Annotated in this window: 14 protein-coding genes, 1 tRNA gene and 1 pseudogene; 5 read left to right on the forward strand and 11 right to left on the reverse strand. The window is 51.7% G+C overall.

Going from position 1 to position 14,653, the window contains the following annotated elements; genetic code table 11:
* Nucleotides 1-16: 16 nt before the first annotated feature.
* Nucleotides 17-664 (reverse strand): nitrate/nitrite response regulator protein NarP, encoded by a 648-nt coding sequence (gene narP / locus LCS67_RS07570; protein WP_001115500.1) that lies wholly within the window; start codon nucleotides 662-664, stop codon nucleotides 17-19.
* 818 nt (nucleotides 665-1,482) lie between these two features.
* Here narP and pagL point away from each other — a divergent pair.
* Nucleotides 1,483-2,046, forward strand: coding sequence for a lipid A 3-O-deacylase PagL (pagL, locus tag LCS67_RS07575; RefSeq protein WP_000281871.1), 564 nt, complete (start codon nucleotides 1,483-1,485; stop codon nucleotides 2,044-2,046).
* Nucleotides 2,047-2,238: 192 nt separating this feature from the next.
* On the opposite strand, the gene LCS67_RS07580 is transcribed toward pagL, so the two are convergent.
* From LCS67_RS07580 to LCS67_RS07600, 5 genes and pseudogenes are all read right to left on the reverse strand, one after another.
* Nucleotides 2,239-2,442: a DinI-like family protein gene (locus LCS67_RS07580; RefSeq protein ID WP_001110923.1), complete on the reverse strand. Its 204-nt coding sequence runs from the start codon at nucleotides 2,440-2,442 to the stop codon at nucleotides 2,239-2,241.
* Nucleotides 2,436-2,528 (reverse strand): annotated as a pseudogene (locus LCS67_RS07585) (hypothetical protein); the annotation flags it as partial. The pseudogene LCS67_RS07585 and the gene LCS67_RS07580, both read right to left, overlap by 7 nt.
* Nucleotides 2,484-2,560: transfer RNA gene (locus LCS67_RS07590), tRNA-Pro, on the reverse strand. The gene LCS67_RS07590 and the pseudogene LCS67_RS07585, both read right to left, overlap by 45 nt.
* A gap of 73 nt (nucleotides 2,561-2,633) precedes the next feature.
* Complete coding sequence (gene yejM / locus LCS67_RS07595; protein WP_001629999.1) at nucleotides 2,634-4,394, reverse strand: LPS biosynthesis-modulating metalloenzyme YejM; 1,761 nt, start codon at nucleotides 4,392-4,394, stop codon at nucleotides 2,634-2,636.
* Between the two features lie 31 nt (nucleotides 4,395-4,425).
* A complete protein-coding gene (locus LCS67_RS07600; RefSeq protein WP_001135904.1) occupies nucleotides 4,426-4,653 on the reverse strand; it encodes a YejL family protein in 228 nt (75 codons plus the stop codon).
* 179 nt (nucleotides 4,654-4,832) lie between these two features.
* Here LCS67_RS07600 and yejK point away from each other — a divergent pair, with 179 nt between their 5' ends.
* On the forward strand, nucleotides 4,833-5,840 hold the full coding sequence (gene yejK, locus LCS67_RS07605) for a nucleoid-associated protein YejK (RefSeq protein WP_000050806.1): 1,008 nt from the start codon (nucleotides 4,833-4,835) through the stop codon (nucleotides 5,838-5,840).
* A 120-nt stretch (nucleotides 5,841-5,960) separates the two neighbouring features.
* Here yejK and rplY read toward each other — a convergent pair whose 3' ends face one another.
* On the reverse strand, nucleotides 5,961-6,245 hold the full coding sequence (gene rplY / locus LCS67_RS07610; protein WP_000494192.1) for a 50S ribosomal protein L25: 285 nt from the start codon (nucleotides 6,243-6,245) through the stop codon (nucleotides 5,961-5,963).
* A 124-nt stretch (nucleotides 6,246-6,369) separates the two neighbouring features.
* The gene (locus LCS67_RS07615) at nucleotides 6,370-8,130 is read right to left on the reverse strand and encodes a DEAD/DEAH box helicase (RefSeq protein WP_000578115.1); all 1,761 of its coding nucleotides are present in this window, start codon (nucleotides 8,128-8,130) and stop codon (nucleotides 6,370-6,372) included.
* Nucleotides 8,131-8,281: 151 nt separating this feature from the next.
* Here LCS67_RS07615 and rsuA point away from each other — a divergent pair, with 151 nt between their 5' ends.
* From rsuA to LCS67_RS07630, 3 genes are all read left to right on the forward strand, one after another.
* A complete protein-coding gene (gene rsuA / locus LCS67_RS07620; protein ID WP_001234836.1) occupies nucleotides 8,282-8,977 on the forward strand; it encodes a 16S rRNA pseudouridine(516) synthase RsuA in 696 nt (231 codons plus the stop codon).
* Between the two features lie 27 nt (nucleotides 8,978-9,004).
* Nucleotides 9,005-10,195, forward strand: a complete 1,191-nt coding sequence (locus tag LCS67_RS07625) for a Bcr/CflA family multidrug efflux MFS transporter (RefSeq protein WP_000213349.1) — start codon at nucleotides 9,005-9,007, stop codon at nucleotides 10,193-10,195.
* A 390-nt stretch (nucleotides 10,196-10,585) separates the two neighbouring features.
* Nucleotides 10,586-10,930: a YejG family protein gene (locus LCS67_RS07630; RefSeq protein WP_001094639.1), complete on the forward strand. Its 345-nt coding sequence runs from the start codon at nucleotides 10,586-10,588 to the stop codon at nucleotides 10,928-10,930.
* Between the two features lie 3 nt (nucleotides 10,931-10,933).
* Here LCS67_RS07630 and yejF read toward each other — a convergent pair whose 3' ends face one another.
* The 3 genes from yejF to LCS67_RS07645 are packed head-to-tail and all read right to left on the reverse strand — an operon-like array spanning nucleotide 10,934 to nucleotide 14,644.
* Nucleotides 10,934-12,523 (reverse strand): microcin C ABC transporter ATP-binding protein YejF, encoded by a 1,590-nt coding sequence (gene yejF, locus LCS67_RS07635; protein WP_031567690.1) that lies wholly within the window; start codon nucleotides 12,521-12,523, stop codon nucleotides 10,934-10,936.
* 1 nt (nucleotide 12,524) lies between these two features.
* On the reverse strand, nucleotides 12,525-13,550 hold the full coding sequence (locus LCS67_RS07640) for an ABC transporter permease (RefSeq protein ID WP_031567693.1): 1,026 nt from the start codon (nucleotides 13,548-13,550) through the stop codon (nucleotides 12,525-12,527).
* The gene (locus LCS67_RS07645) at nucleotides 13,550-14,644 is read right to left on the reverse strand and encodes a microcin C ABC transporter permease YejB (protein WP_000501623.1); all 1,095 of its coding nucleotides are present in this window, start codon (nucleotides 14,642-14,644) and stop codon (nucleotides 13,550-13,552) included. The genes LCS67_RS07640 and LCS67_RS07645 overlap by 1 nt, the downstream gene beginning before the upstream one ends.
* Nucleotides 14,645-14,653: the final 9 nt, after the last annotated feature.

Raw genomic sequence — 14,653 nt, forward strand, 5'->3', positions numbered from 1 at the left:
CACCGGGCCTGGCTTGTTACTGCATTCCGCGTGTTTGTAAAAATAGAATGGTCGCCGCGACGCGCGAGCGCACGTTTAGTTTGCGAAGTAGATTACGAATGTGCACCTTAACCGTCTGCTCAGAAATATTCAGTACTGACGCAATCTGTTTGTTAGAAAGCCCCTGCGCCAGCTCATGCAAGACATCTAACTCTCGTTCGGTCAGGATACTAAAGGGATCTTCCTGCGCGCCAAACCGTTCGCGCTCACGCAGATATTCATTGACCCGATCGCTAAAGACTTTACCGCCGTTAGCGCCTTTGCGAATGGCCTCCAGCAGCACTTCTGGATCGCTATCTTTGAGCAGATAACCGTCGGCACCGGCGTCGATCAGCGCGTAGATGTCGCTGGCGGAATCCGAGACGGTAAGAATAATAATTTGCGCTGTCACACCATCCCGGCGTAGCGCGTTCAGGGTATCTAACCCGCTCAGACCTTTCATATTCAGATCCAGCAGGATCAGATCGGGCTCAATGCGATTCGCCAGATCGATCGCACTCGCCCCGTCACCCGCTTCGGCAACGACATAAAAAGCCGGATCCAGTTCCAGTAATTGACGAATACCTCGCCGCATAAGTGGATGGTCGTCCACAATAAGCACCTGAAAAGGTGTTACTTCAGGCATGCTATATCTCCTGAGTTTTATTAGAATGATTATTGTTTTCAGCGCGGAAATCGTCCAGATTTGCCACATTGTCAAGCGTGTAAATTTTACCCTAATTAGTGCATGGGTAAGTAGTAAAACCTGTGACAGGCGAGTAATTAGCTGAACGATAGAAAGGATAAAACAACCCGTTGTGAGAGAAAACAGAATACTCCCTGAGGTTGAATACTGGTCTGGACGCTTTTTTCGGACAATGTGACATAACAGAAGTGTGGCATATGTTGCTGCGCCCTTGCACCCGTAAGTCCAGACTATCTTTACTGACAGGAAATTCCTTATTAAAAGTCATGGCGTCTAAAGCTTGTCATTATTAACAAATTATTTTAATTGAATTTATTTATTGTTTTATTAATGTCAATGAAATACATCTGAGCAGAACGAATAAACCGCGACATCTGTTAAATTAAATATCAAGTCAATAGTAGAGATATTTTTATGCGATAAAGAGATTCTGACGATATTCTTATCATAAATGAAAATGTGGTCAGGAATGAGAGTCGTTCACTTATAACTTATCCTGGATGTGCCTGAACAACACTCGCGGCGTTTTGAGCACCCATTGGGGCGACTCAAGGGGAAAGCGTAGTGAGTATGTTTCGATGTCTGCACACAGTCCATGTCCAGCCTGTTTGCATCAATAATGCTGGTTGGAGTAATTATGAAAATAATATTAATACTGGCTGCTATATCAGCCGTTTCTGTGAGCGTAAGCGTGGCGTAGAAAATTTTAAATATATTAGTCGGTTAAAAATAGCTATTGACATTGAAATGGTGATGGAGTGTATATGAAGAGAATATTTATATATCTATTATTACTTTGTGCATTCGCATGTTCTGCTAATGATAATGTTTTTTTTGGTAAGGGAAACAAACATCAGATCTCTTTTGCTGGGGGAGAAAGTATAAGGAGAGGAGGGGTTGAGCACTTATATACGGCTTTTCTGACATACAGTGAACCCAGCGATTTTTTCTTTTTACAGGCAAGAAATAATCTGGAGTTAGGAGGATTTAAGGCTAAGGGGAACGATGATTGCAGTAAACATTCTGGCAGCGTTCCCTGCAATAAATATAACCAGGGCGTATTGGGTATCTCGAAGGATGTGGCGCTGGTTCATTTCGCTGGTATCTATACCGGTATTGGTCTGGGGGCTTATATAAAATCTAAGTCGCGAGATGATATGCGTGTCAATTCTGCATTTACCTTTGGGGAAAAAGCGTTTCTTGGTTGGAACTTTGGGGCTTTTTCTACAGAAGCTTATATTCGGCATTTCTCGAATGGATCACTCACGGATAAAAATTCAGGGCATAATTTTGTAGGTGCTTCAATTAGTTATAATTTCTAAAGTTGAATAACAATTAGCGAGTTGCTGGCTGAAGGAGTAATTAATCACAGTACGTTGTCTACAAAAACGTGTTGTGACTAGCCGATCGTTATCGGCCCTATGGCGACAGGGAGGCTAATTGTTAGTGACAAAGAAGTGGTAAGCCATTTACCTTACCAGAACGTTTTATTATTGCTGCGACAGATTGCTTACTCATTTACCTGCCACTGCGAACATTTCTTCCAGCATAGGGTGTAGATGCGCTTTTTCTGTTTTAGTACAAACATGGTTTACGTTATTTGCCTGCATTGACTTTACTGTGACCACTGCACAGGAAAGATGTCCGATCAGTTCATGCAAAATCAGTTCATGCAAAATAACGTCTCTGGCATCAGCTAACTTTTTAATTGCAGGCATAAAAGAACCAGCCCTGAGAGGCTGGTTTTTAAGGGGAATTTTGGTCGGCACGAGAGGATTTGAACCTCCGACCCCCGACACCCCATGACGGTGCGCTACCAGGCTGCGCTACGTGCCGACTTGTGGGTGCTAATACTACCTCTTTCCAACGCGAATGCAAGGGGAAACGGTGCTAACTGATTTATAATTAATCAGTTAGCGATAAAACGTTTCTCTTCTGTTAGCACTTGCAGCAGCAGACTGAGCTGCGGCTTCTGATCTTTGATCTTCTCGCCGTGTAAATTATAGGTCTGATAATGACCGTTATTATTGAGCACCAGGATCATTTGCGGCGTCGTGATTGCCAACGTACTGCCGTCTGCCGCCGTTACCCAGTTATGGCGACGTGGAACGGTAAAGATGTCCTGGCCCTGTGAATATTCGTTCGCTGGCGTGCTGACATGTAACAGGCGTTGCATCAACGTGGTCATTACATCGGTATGATCGGTAAGCGCATTAATACGCTGCGCAGGCGTCCCCGGCCAGTGGATCACCAGCGGTACTTGCAGATGACCTTGCGACCAGTCGAAGCGATTTTCTTCCGGCGTCAACGGTATGCCGCGTCCTGCGGTAATGATCACGACGGTATTGTCGAATTTACCGGCCTCTCGCAGCGCGTTCAGAACCCGATTGATTTGCGCATCCACGTCGCTGGCGGCGCTGGCGTAACGCTTAACAAAATTCTTCTGATTACTGTCATCAATGTTAGTACCGTTAAACGATACCCATGAGAACCAGCGGTTATCTTCCTGTGCGTAGCGCCCAAGCCAGTCTATCCACTGGCTGGCCGTTTGCGCATCAGACTGCGTCTGCGCTGCCGGCATCGAGAAATCGGACAGTAATGCCTGACGGTAAAGCGGGCTGGCGAAACCATCCGAAGAAAACAGTCCCAGTTGGTAGCCTTGCTGATTCAACGCGGTAATGAGCGCCGCAGGGGTTCTGGTGGATAACACGCCATCCATATAGCCTGGCGATATGCCATAGAACAGGCCGAAAATACCGTTATCAGTGGTATTCCCTGAACTCATATGACGGGTGAAGTCGATATTTTGTTCGGCAAATGTAGCCAGCTCCGGCATCTGCTTCTCAAAGCGAGAATAGTTCAGGCCGTCTACGGTAATGAGCAGCACATTCTGACCGGTGCCCATATCGCGATAGTGCAAATTGCTGAGCGGGTACTGTACGGAGACCGCTTCCGGATTGCCTTGCTCTACCAGACGGCGCTGATATTCCTGCGCATCCAGCAGACCGTGTTTTTCAAGAAAACGTCGCGCCGTCATCGGATAAGAGAGCGGCAGGTTTGCCCGCTGCATGGTAATCGGCCGGTAAAAATTAGCGTCTGCCCAGATGTAGATAAGATGCGATGCAATAAAGGAGACGAAAAAGAATGCCGCAAGCGGCCTTGCGAAATGGCGGCGGCGCGTGAGACTGCGCAGCTTTTGCCAACTCCATGTCGCAAATAGCATCTCAATCAATAAGATAACCGGCACGCTAATAAACATAAGCTGCCAGTCGCGCGCCGTTTCGTTCTGGTCAGGGTTGATGACCAGCTCCCAGACAATGGGGTTAAGATGCAGGTGAAAACGGGTAAAGACTTCGCTGTCGATAAGCAACAACGTCATACCCGCGGTCGCCAGAATGGCTGATAAAAACCGCATCAGCCGCTGGGACATCACGATAAACGTGAGCGGAAAAAGAATAAGCAAATAGGTGGCGAACACCAGAAAGCTAAAGTGCCCGACAATGCTCAGGTAGGAGTATATGCGACCCGCAAGCGTTGTCGGCCAGTCGGCGACAAACAGGTAACGGCTGCCGAGCAACGTAGCCAACAGTATATTGAACAGAGCGAACCAGTGCCCCCAGCTAACCATCTGGGAGACTTTTTCACGGTAGCGCTGACGATGAGTTACCATACCTGTCGCTTGTTTCTCCGGAGTCGGCTTTTTAGTGCGCGTTGTCTTCGCTAATCGAAGACTGCAAGGCGCGGGCAAAAGAGTTCGCAATCGCCTGGCGTTGAGCCGGCGCAACGCTGGTGTTGATAAGGTTGGTGACCATATTTCCCAGCACCATCAGGGAAAGATCGGTCGGCGCCTTATGTTTTTCCAGTACACTGAGCAGTTCGCTCAGCAGTTGTTCAACATGTTCATCACTATAGCGGGAGAGTTGTGGCATAAATCAAAATCTGTTTGTTCATGAAAGGGCAACATATTACCGTAGCAACAGTTTTTTTTCTGCATTTTTATCCCCTAAATCATTCGCGTTACGGATAACGCCTGAAATGGCAGGGCGATTGCTTGCGTCTTCCGGCAGGCGGTGGTTGAATACCGCCCGGTCTTAAAGGAGAGTTTATCATGAGTCTGGATATCAACCAGATTGCCCTGCACCAGCTTATCAAGCGCGATGAGCAAAATCTTGAGCTGGTCTTGCGCGATTCATTGCTGGAGCCGACAACCACCGTTGTCGAGATGGTGGCTGAACTGCATCGGGTCTATAGCGCCAAGAATAAGGCGTATGGCCTGTTTAATGAAGAGAGTGAACTGGCGCAAGCGCTGCGGTTGCAACGTCAGGGGGAAGAAGATTTTCTTGCCTTTAGCCGGGCGGCGACCGGACGCCTGCGTGACGAACTGGCGAAATATCCCTTTGCGGACGGCGGCATTGTATTGTTCTGCCATTATCGCTACCTGGCGGTGGAGTATCTGCTGGTTACGGTACTGAACAACCTGAGTAGTATGCGGGTCAATGAAAATCTGGACATTAACCCGACGCATTATCTTGATATCAACCATGCGGATATCGTGGCACGTATCGATCTTACCGAGTGGGAAACTAATCCGCAATCGACCCGCTATCTGACGTTCCTGAAAGGTCGGGTAGGGCGCAAGGTCGCTGACTTCTTTATGGATTTCCTCGGCGCCAGCGAAGGGTTGAACGCCAAAGCGCAGAATCGCGGCCTGTTGCAGGCAGTGGATGATTTCACCGCAGAAGCGCAGTTGGATAAAGCAGAACGTCAGAACGTGCGCCAGCAGGTGTACAGCTACTGCAACGAGCAGTTACAAGCCGGGGAAGAGATTGAGCTGGAATCGCTGTCTAAAGAGCTTTCCGGCGTCAGTGAAGTCAGCTTCAGCGAATTTACCGCCGAAAAAGGCTATGAGCTGGAAGAGAGCTTCCCGGCGGATCGCAGTACGCTACGCCAGTTAACCAAATATGCCGGCAGCGGCGGCGGGTTAACGATTAACTTTGATGCGATGCTGCTGGGCGAGCGGATTTTCTGGGACCCGGCGACCGATACCCTGACTATCAAAGGGACGCCGCCGAATTTGCGCGATCAGTTGCAGCGACGCACGTCGGGCGGGAAATAAAGTCGCTTGCCGGATGGGGGAGGAAACGCCTTATCCGGCAAGTGTGATTCATCTTTACCGCGAACTAAATTCCATAAAAAAACCCCGCCGGGGCGGGGTTTTTCTTCAACTTCCAGGCGATTACGCGCGAACGAAGTCGATGTGAGTCAGCTTCGGTTTGTAAGCGTGACGCTGTACAGCCTGAGCTTTAACTTTTACTTCTTTACCGTCAACAACGAGGGTCAGAACTTCGCTGTAGAATTCAGCTTTAGCTTGCATGTTCATCACCTGGTCGTGGTCCAGTTCGATAGCAATCGGGGCTTCAGAACCGCCGTAGATGATTGCCGGGAACTTGTTAGCGGCGCGCAGGCGGCGGCTCGCACCCTTACCCTGCTCTTTACGTACTTCTGCGTTGATAGTAAACATTTAAATCTCTCTTTAATAATTCCTGTTACAGGCGACCCAGCAACAGGTAAGTGATCTGCTTTGCGTATGCAAAGGCGGGCGGGATTTTATACTCAAATCGCCGTTACATCAATGAAAAGTACAATTAACCACGTAATTCGTGCGCCCGGCGGAAGCGGCCTTCATAGTCGAACACTTTTTCACGCACCTGCCAGTACTGGCCTTTCATCCGCGCGACCACAAAATCGGGATGCCGCAACAGCGCCTGTTGCGCGACAATATCCGCCGCCGTGATCCAGCGTAAAGGAACGCCGGGCGTGCGGGTATGCGGGCGAATAAATAGCTGTTCGAAAGCGGTACGCTGGGCGGGCGTGTGCAAGCGGAAGCGCTCACTGACATCCGCGCCGTCCTCGTCATAGTAAGTGATTTTCAGCCATTCGCCTTTCTCATCCTGCCCATGCTGCATCGTCATTCCGCTACAGCGCAGGACTAACGCATCCTTGAGCCTGAGCGCCGCTTTTAACATATCGTCCGGGTCGACCAGAATGGCGTCACATTCCCGGCAGCGTCGGGCGGCAATATCGTTTTCGGCATTACACTGCGGGCAGTTTTTGAAGCGAAAGCGAAAATCGCACTGCTCGCGATGGCCGTCGTCATCGTCAAACCAGCCCTGGCAGCGACGGCCAAAGTGTTCAATCAGCGTGCCGTCGGCAGTGGTTTTCCCCCAGAAGGTGTTGGCAAAGCCGCAGGCCGGGCAAAATACCTGGACAGGGACGTTATCGCTTTTTCCCTTCGGGCTACCGACCTCCGGGGCATACAGGTCGTGCGGGTTGCCTGCGTAATCAAGAATCAGGCAATCGGTCTTTCCCGGCGCAAGGCGCAGACCACGCCCGACAATTTGTTGGTAAAGACTAACTGACTCGGTGGGACGTAGAATCGCGATGAGATCAACGTGTGGGGCGTCAAAGCCGGTGGTCAGCACCGAGACGTTAACCAGATAGCGAAAACGCTGCGCCTTGAAATTATCAATCAGCGCGTCGCGCTCGGGCCCTGGCGTATCGCCGGTAATCAGCGCCGCGTCGTCCGCCGGAAGCAGACCGACAATCTCTTTCGCATGTTCGACCGTGGCGGCGAAAATCATCACGCCTTTGCGCGTTTGCGCAAATTCCATAATCTGGCTGATGATGTGCGGCGTAATCCGCTGCTGCTTTTTCAGCTCGCGGTTCAGGTCGGCTTCGCTGAACAGCCCATTGCTTTGGGCCTGCAGGCGGCTGAAATCGTATTGGACCACTGGCATATCAAGCCGCTCAGGCGGCGTCAGATAGCCGTGTTTAATCATATAGCGCAGCGGCAGTTCATAAATACAGTCGCGAAACAGAGCGTTGTCGTTGCCGCGCACCATACCGTGATAATGAAATTGATAAATCCAGCCTTTTCCGAGGCGGAAGGGCGTGGCGGTGAGCCCAAGCAGACGTAAGTGAGGATTAACTTTACTCAGGTGAGTGAGGATTTGCTGATACTGACTGTCTTCATCGTCACCGATGCGGTGGCATTCATCGACAATCAACAGCGAAAACTCCTCCTGGAAGGCGTCAAGATTACGCGCCACCGACTGTACGCTGCCGAACACGACTTTGCCCTGACTCTCTTTACGTTTGAGTCCGGCGGCGAAAATATCCGCTTCCAGCCCCAGCGCGCAATATTTGGCGTGGTTCTGCGCGACCAACTCTTTCACATGCGCCAGCACCAGTACCCGTCCGCGGGCGACGCGCGCCAGTTCGGCGATCACCAGGCTTTTACCTGCGCCGGTCGGCAGAACAATCACGGCGGGCGTACGGTGGCGGCGAAAGTGGCTGAGCGTGGCGTCTACGGCTTCTTGCTGGTAGGGGCGGAGTGTAAAAATCATGGTCTCACTACGTTAAACGGTTCCGGGAATAGTATGCCATGAATCATTTCCCTTGAGGGATATAGTTAGCCCGCTATACTGAGCGGATAGCAATTCCCTTTTTTCGGGTAGAATGCCCGATTTCCGTATTATTACAGGCTAAATCACACACATGCGACTTGATAAATTTATCGCTCAGCAGCTTGGCGTCAGCCGCGCTATTGCCGGGCGTGAAATTCGTGGTAACCGCGTTACCGTCGATGGCGACATCATTAAAAATGCGGCCTTCAAACTGCTCCCGGAACATGCGGTTGCGTATGACGGCAATCCCTTAGCGCAGCAACACGGGCCACGCTATTTTATGCTTAACAAGCCGCAGGGATACGTTTGTTCAACCGATGATCCCGATCATCCAACGGTGCTGTATTTCCTGGATGAGCCGGTGGCGTATAAGCTGCATGCCGCAGGACGTCTGGATATCGATACTACCGGTCTGGTGTTAATGACAGATGACGGTCAGTGGTCGCACCGTATTACGTCGCCGCGCCATCACTGTGAAAAAACCTATCTGGTGACCCTGGAGTCGCCGGTGGCCGACGATACGGCAGCGCAATTTGCGAAAGGCGTGCAGTTGCATAATGAAAAAGATCTCACTAAACCCGCTACGCTGGAGGTGATAACGCCTGTGCAGGTCCGTCTGACCATCAGCGAAGGCCGCTATCATCAGGTAAAGCGGATGTTTGCCGCAGTAGGCAATCGCGTTGTGGAACTGCACCGCGAACGGATTGGCGCCATTACGCTGGATGAGAATCTGGCTCCCGGCGAGTACCGCCCGTTGACTGAAGAAGAAATCGCCAGCGTCGGCTAACTATCTCGTTAATTTCAGGAGTTCGATGTGACCACCCGGCAGCACTCTTCCTTTGCCATTGTCTTTATCCTTGGCCTGTTGGCCATGTTAATGCCGCTGTCGATTGATATGTATCTTCCAGCGCTGCCGGTGATTTCTGCGCAATTCGGCGTGCCTGCCGGTAGCGCGCAGATGACGCTCAGCACCTATATTCTGGGGTTTGCGCTGGGTCAGCTTATCTATGGACCGATGGCGGATAGCCTCGGGCGTAAGCCGGTCATCCTGGGCGGGACGCTGGTATTTGCCGCTGCTGCGGTCGCCTGTGCGTTGGCGCAGACTATCGATCAACTGATCGTGATGCGTTTTTTCCACGGTTTAGCGGCCGCGGCGGCAAGCGTCGTCATCAATGCGCTGATGCGGGATATTTATCCAAAGGAAGAGTTTTCGCGCATGATGTCATTTGTCATGCTGGTCACTACGATAGCGCCGTTAATGGCGCCCATTGTCGGCGGCTGGGTGTTGGTATGGTTAAGCTGGCACTATATCTTCTGGATACTGGCCATTGCGGCGATTCTGGCGTCAGTCATGATCTTTGCTCTGATTAAAGAGACGCTGCCCGTTGAGCGGCGTCAGCCTTTTCATATTCGTACCACAATAGGTAACTTTGCCGCGTTGTTTCGCCACAAACGCGTACTGAGCTATATGCTGGCGAGCGGGTTTAGTTTTGCCGGTATGTTCTCTTTTTTGAGCGCGGGGCCGTTTGTTTATATCGAAATTAATCATGTTCCGCCGCAGGATTTCGGCTACTACTTCGCGTTGAACATCGTATTTCTGTTTGTGATGACGATTATCAACAGCCGTTTTGTCAGACGGGTAGGGGCGCTAAACATGTTTCGGGCCGGGCTATGGATTCAGTTTGCGATGGCGGTGTGGATGGTTTTCAGTGCGCTGATGGGCATTGGATTCTGGGCGCTGGTGGTCGGCGTTGCGGCGTTTGTCGGCTGTGTGTCGATGGTTTCGTCCAATGCGATGGCGGTCATTTTGGATGAGTTTCCGCATATGGCCGGAACGGCGTCTTCGTTGGCGGGCACTTTCCGCTTTGGTATTGGCGCTATCGTCGGCGCGTTGCTGTCGCTGGCTACCTTTACCAGTGCGTGGCCGATGATCTGGTCGATTGCGCTTTGCGCCGCCTGTTCCATTCTGTTTTATCTCTACGCCAGCCGTCCCAAAAAACGGTGACGGGCGCGGTGTCCCTCAATGGCGCCGAAAAATGCGCAGGCGGCGTTGGGGGGCGCTATCCGCTACACGATGGCAAAGCCAAACGGCTTTCATAGTTGATGCATATCAATTACCAATTCATCATTTTCCTCATTTATGTTTATTTTATGTAAAATCCATTTATGTAAAAAGTCACATCATTGTAGTTAAAAAGGTTGAGTTAGATCGCAGAAACGGGTACATATAGCCCGCCGCTATCTCCGCGTCGGTAAAACTATTTTAACTCCCGCTTGCTGTAGAGCCACTGACGGAGAGTAGGGCGTTAGCAATCTGTTTAAGGACGGGTTGTCAATGATGTGTTAATATAAATGTAATTAAATTGTGAAGTAATTGTGCTTCCGGGGAAAGAAAGTGAATACATTACAGCTCTCAATTGTTCACCGTCTGCCGCAAAACTATCGCTGGTCGGCGGGTTTTGCGGGGTCAAAGGTTGAACCGATTCCGCAAAACGGGCAGAGCACCGAGAATAGTCTGGTGGCGCTTAAACTGTTGAGTCCGGCAGGCGATAGCGCGTGGTCAGTGATGCATAAGCTCAGCCAGGCGCTAAGCGATATTGAAGTTCCTTGCTCCGTGCTGGAGTGCGAAGGGGAACCGTGCCTGTTCGTTAATCGTCAGGATGAGTTTGCCGCCACCTGTCGGCTGAAAAATTTCGGCGTGGCGATAGCGGAACCTTTTTCTAACAATAATCCTTTTTAGGCGTCAGCTTAACGCGAGTAGCTGACGCGTATAGGCCTGTTGCGGTGCGGTAAACACGCGCTCGCATTGCCCCTGTTCAAGCACCTCCCCCTGTCGCAGCACGATAACCTGATGGCACAGCGCGCGTACTACATGCAGATCGTGGCTAATGAAGATATAGGCCAGACGGTGCTTTTGCTGGAGCGATTTCAGGAGGGCAAGAATCTGCGCCTGAACGGTTTTATCCAGCGATGAGGTCGGCTCATCCAGAATAATAAGCGACGGTTTTAAAATCAACGCCCTGGCGACGGCGATACGTTGACGCTGGCCGCCGGAAAACTCAGCGGGGTAACGATGCCGTGTTTCCGGGTCCAGGCCGACTTCCATCATGACCGCTTTCACCTGCTGTTCGCGCTGCGCGCCTGAAAGCGTAGGCTGGTGGACGCGCAGGCCTTCTTCGATAATTTGCAACACGTTTAAACGCGGGTTTAGCGATGAGTTCGGGTCCTGGAATACGACCTGGATACGGTGGCGAACAGGTAAAAGCTGGCGGCGGTTTAACGTATCCAGCGATTGACCGTCAAACACGATGCGGCCTTCGGAGCGGATAAGCCGTAACAGCGCCAGACCGGTGGTGCTTTTTCCCGATCCTGACTCGCCGACCAGACCCAGCGTTTCGCCTGGATGCAGGGTGAAACTGATATTGTTAACCACCACATTATGATCCACGACGCGCTTCAGAATGCCTTTGCGGATCGGGAAGGCGACGCGCAGCCTGTCCACCTCCAGCAACGGCGTCTGCCCGGCGGGGAGCGGAACCGGATCGCCTGTGGGTTCGCTGTTGAGTAGTTTTTGCGTGTACGGATGGGTCGGCGCGGAGAGCAGCGTGTCGGCGTGTTGGTTCTCTACGCACTTGCCGTGTTGCATTACCGCCACTGAATCCGCCAGTTTTTTTACAATGCTGAGGTTATGGGTGATAAACAGCAATCCCATATTGAGCTCGCGCTGGAGTTCCCGCAGTAGAGATAAAATCTGCGCCTGTACGGAGACGTCGAGGGCGGTGGTCGGCTCATCGGCGATCAGTAATTCCGGCCGTGTTAACAGCGCCATGGCTATCATGACGCGCTGGCGTTCGCCGCCGGAAAGCTGATGCGGATAATCGCGCAGACGCTGGCTCGCCTGGCGGATACCGACCCGATCCAGACAACCGATCATCTCCGCCCTTGCCGCCTCCCGACGCATTCCCCGATGGAGCGACAGCACTTCATAGAGCTGTTTTTCCAGCGTATGCAGCGGGTTAAGTGAAACCATCGGTTCCTGAAAAATCATGGCGATTTTATTGCCGCGCACGCCGCGTAGCGTCTGCTCACTGGCATGAAGCAATGATTCGCCGTGAAAGCGAATATCGCCGGAGAGGTAGACGGCGGGAGGGGTAGGCAAAAGACGCAGAATGGAAAGCGCCGTCACGCTTTTTCCTGACCCGGACTCGCCGACCAGCGCCAGCGTTTCCCCGGCGTTCACCTGTAACGAAATGGCGTTAACGACAGGACGTACGTGCTGTTGCTGACGGAAACCTACCGATAAATTTTCAATCGCAAGCAATGGAGATGTCATCTTATACCGCCTTAGCAGGATCAAAGGCGTCGCGTACCGCTTCGCCGATAAAAATCAGCAGCGATAGCAGAATGGCGACAGACAGAAAGGCGGTGATCCCCAGCCAGGGAGCCTGTAAGTTGTTTTTCCCCTGTAAAAGAAGTTCGCCGAGAGAAGGGGAGCCAAGCGGCAGACCAAATCCCAGAAAATCCAGCGACGTCAGGGTGGTGATGGAGCTACATAAAATAAACGGTAAAAATGTCAGGGTAGCGACCATCGCATTAGGCAACATATGGCGCAGGATAATGTCACGATCGCTGACGCCAAGCGCCTGCGCGGCGCGGATATAGTCAAAATTGCGGGTCCGTAAAAACTCGGCGCGCACCACGCCCACCAGACTCATCCAGCCAAACAGTACGGTTATGGCCAGCAACCACCAGAAGTTAGGCTGCACTACGCTGGAAAGTAAAATAATCAGAAACAGGGTCGGCATTCCCGACCAGACTTCAATGAGACGTTGCCCCCATAAATCGACTTTGCCGCCATAATAGCCCTGTAGCGCGCCCGCCAGTACGCCCATGACGCTGGAGCAAATCGTTAACATCAGGCCGAATAAAATAGAAATGCGGGTGCCGTACAGGATGCGGGCGAAAACGTCGCCGCCATTCGCATCGGTGCCCAGCCAGTTTTTCGCCGAAGGCGGGGAGGGGAAAGGCTGCGTGGTGGCAAAATTAATGGTATTGGCGCCAAAGCGTACGGGGGCCCACAACACCCAGCCCCGATTCTCAAGCTGCCGTTGTAGCCAGGGGTCCTGATAATCTGCCGTTGTCGCCAGCGGGCCGCCGAAATCGCGCTCGCTGTAATTTTTTACTAGCGGAAAATACCACTGGCCTTCATAGCGCACCAGCAATGGCTTATCGTTAGCAATCAGTTCCGCGCATAAGCTCAGGCTGAACACTACCAGGAAAATCCATAGTGACCAGTAGCCCCGGCGATTATGGCGGAAACGCGCCCAGCGGGCCTGATTGACCGGGCTTAATCGCGGCATTATCGTCCCTCAAAATCAATGCGTGGATCGACCAGCGTATAGCTGATATCGCTCAGGATATTCAGTAATAAGCCAATCAGGGTAAAGATATAAAGCGTGCCGAACATCACCGGATAGTCGCGCGAAACGGTTGCTTCATAACCCAGCAGCCCCAGGCCGTTGAGCGAGAACATGACTTCAATTAGCAGCGAGCCGGTGAAAAACATACTGATAAAAGTGGCGGGAAACCCGGCGATCACCAGCAGCATGGCGTTACGAAAAACATGTTTCCAGAGAATGTTTTTTTCACTCACGCCTTTAGCGCGAGCGGTAACGACATACTGTTTACGCACCTCGTCGAGAAACGAATTTTTCGTCAGCATCGTCAGGGCGGCAAAACCGCCGATGACGGTCGCCAACACCGGCAGCGTAATATGCCACAAATAATCGGTGATTTTCTGGTACCACGGTAATGTGTCAAAGTTGGCGGAGACCAGGCCACGTAGCGGAAAAATATCGTAGTAGCTGCCGCCGGCAAAAAAGACGATTAATAAAATAGCAAACAGAAAGGCGGGGATCGCATAACCGATAATGATAAACGCGCTGCTCCACACATCAAAGCGACTGCCGTTATGGACGGCTTTGCGAATCCCCAGCGGGATAGACACCAGATAAATAATCAGCGTGCTCCATAATCCCAGGGTAATGGAGACGGGAAGGCTGTCTTTGATTAGCGTCAGTACGGATGCGCTGCGAAACAGACTGTCGCCGAAGTCAAAAGAGAGATAGTCCCGTAGCATCTTGAAATAACGCTCATGCAGCGGTTTGTCGAAGCCGTAGCGATGGGTGATCTCCGCGATCACCTCCGGATCGAGTCCCCGGCCGCCGCGATAATGGCTGTCGCTGATATTGCCGACGCCGGTTTGCGCATGACTGGCGCGAACGCCTTCGCCGCTGGCGCCGGGCAACGCGCCGCCCTGACCAAATTCAATCGCGGCAATCGCTTGATCGACAGGGCCGCCGGGAGCGATCTGCACGATAAAAAAGTTAATGGTAATAATGGCCCATAGCGTGGGGATCACCAGTAACAGACGGCGGATAAGATAGGCGCCCATTGATTCTTA

Origin of the sequence: Salmonella sp. A7, from assembly GCF_020181675.1 — a bacterium.
Classification (GTDB): domain Bacteria; phylum Pseudomonadota; class Gammaproteobacteria; order Enterobacterales; family Enterobacteriaceae; genus Salmonella; species Salmonella enterica.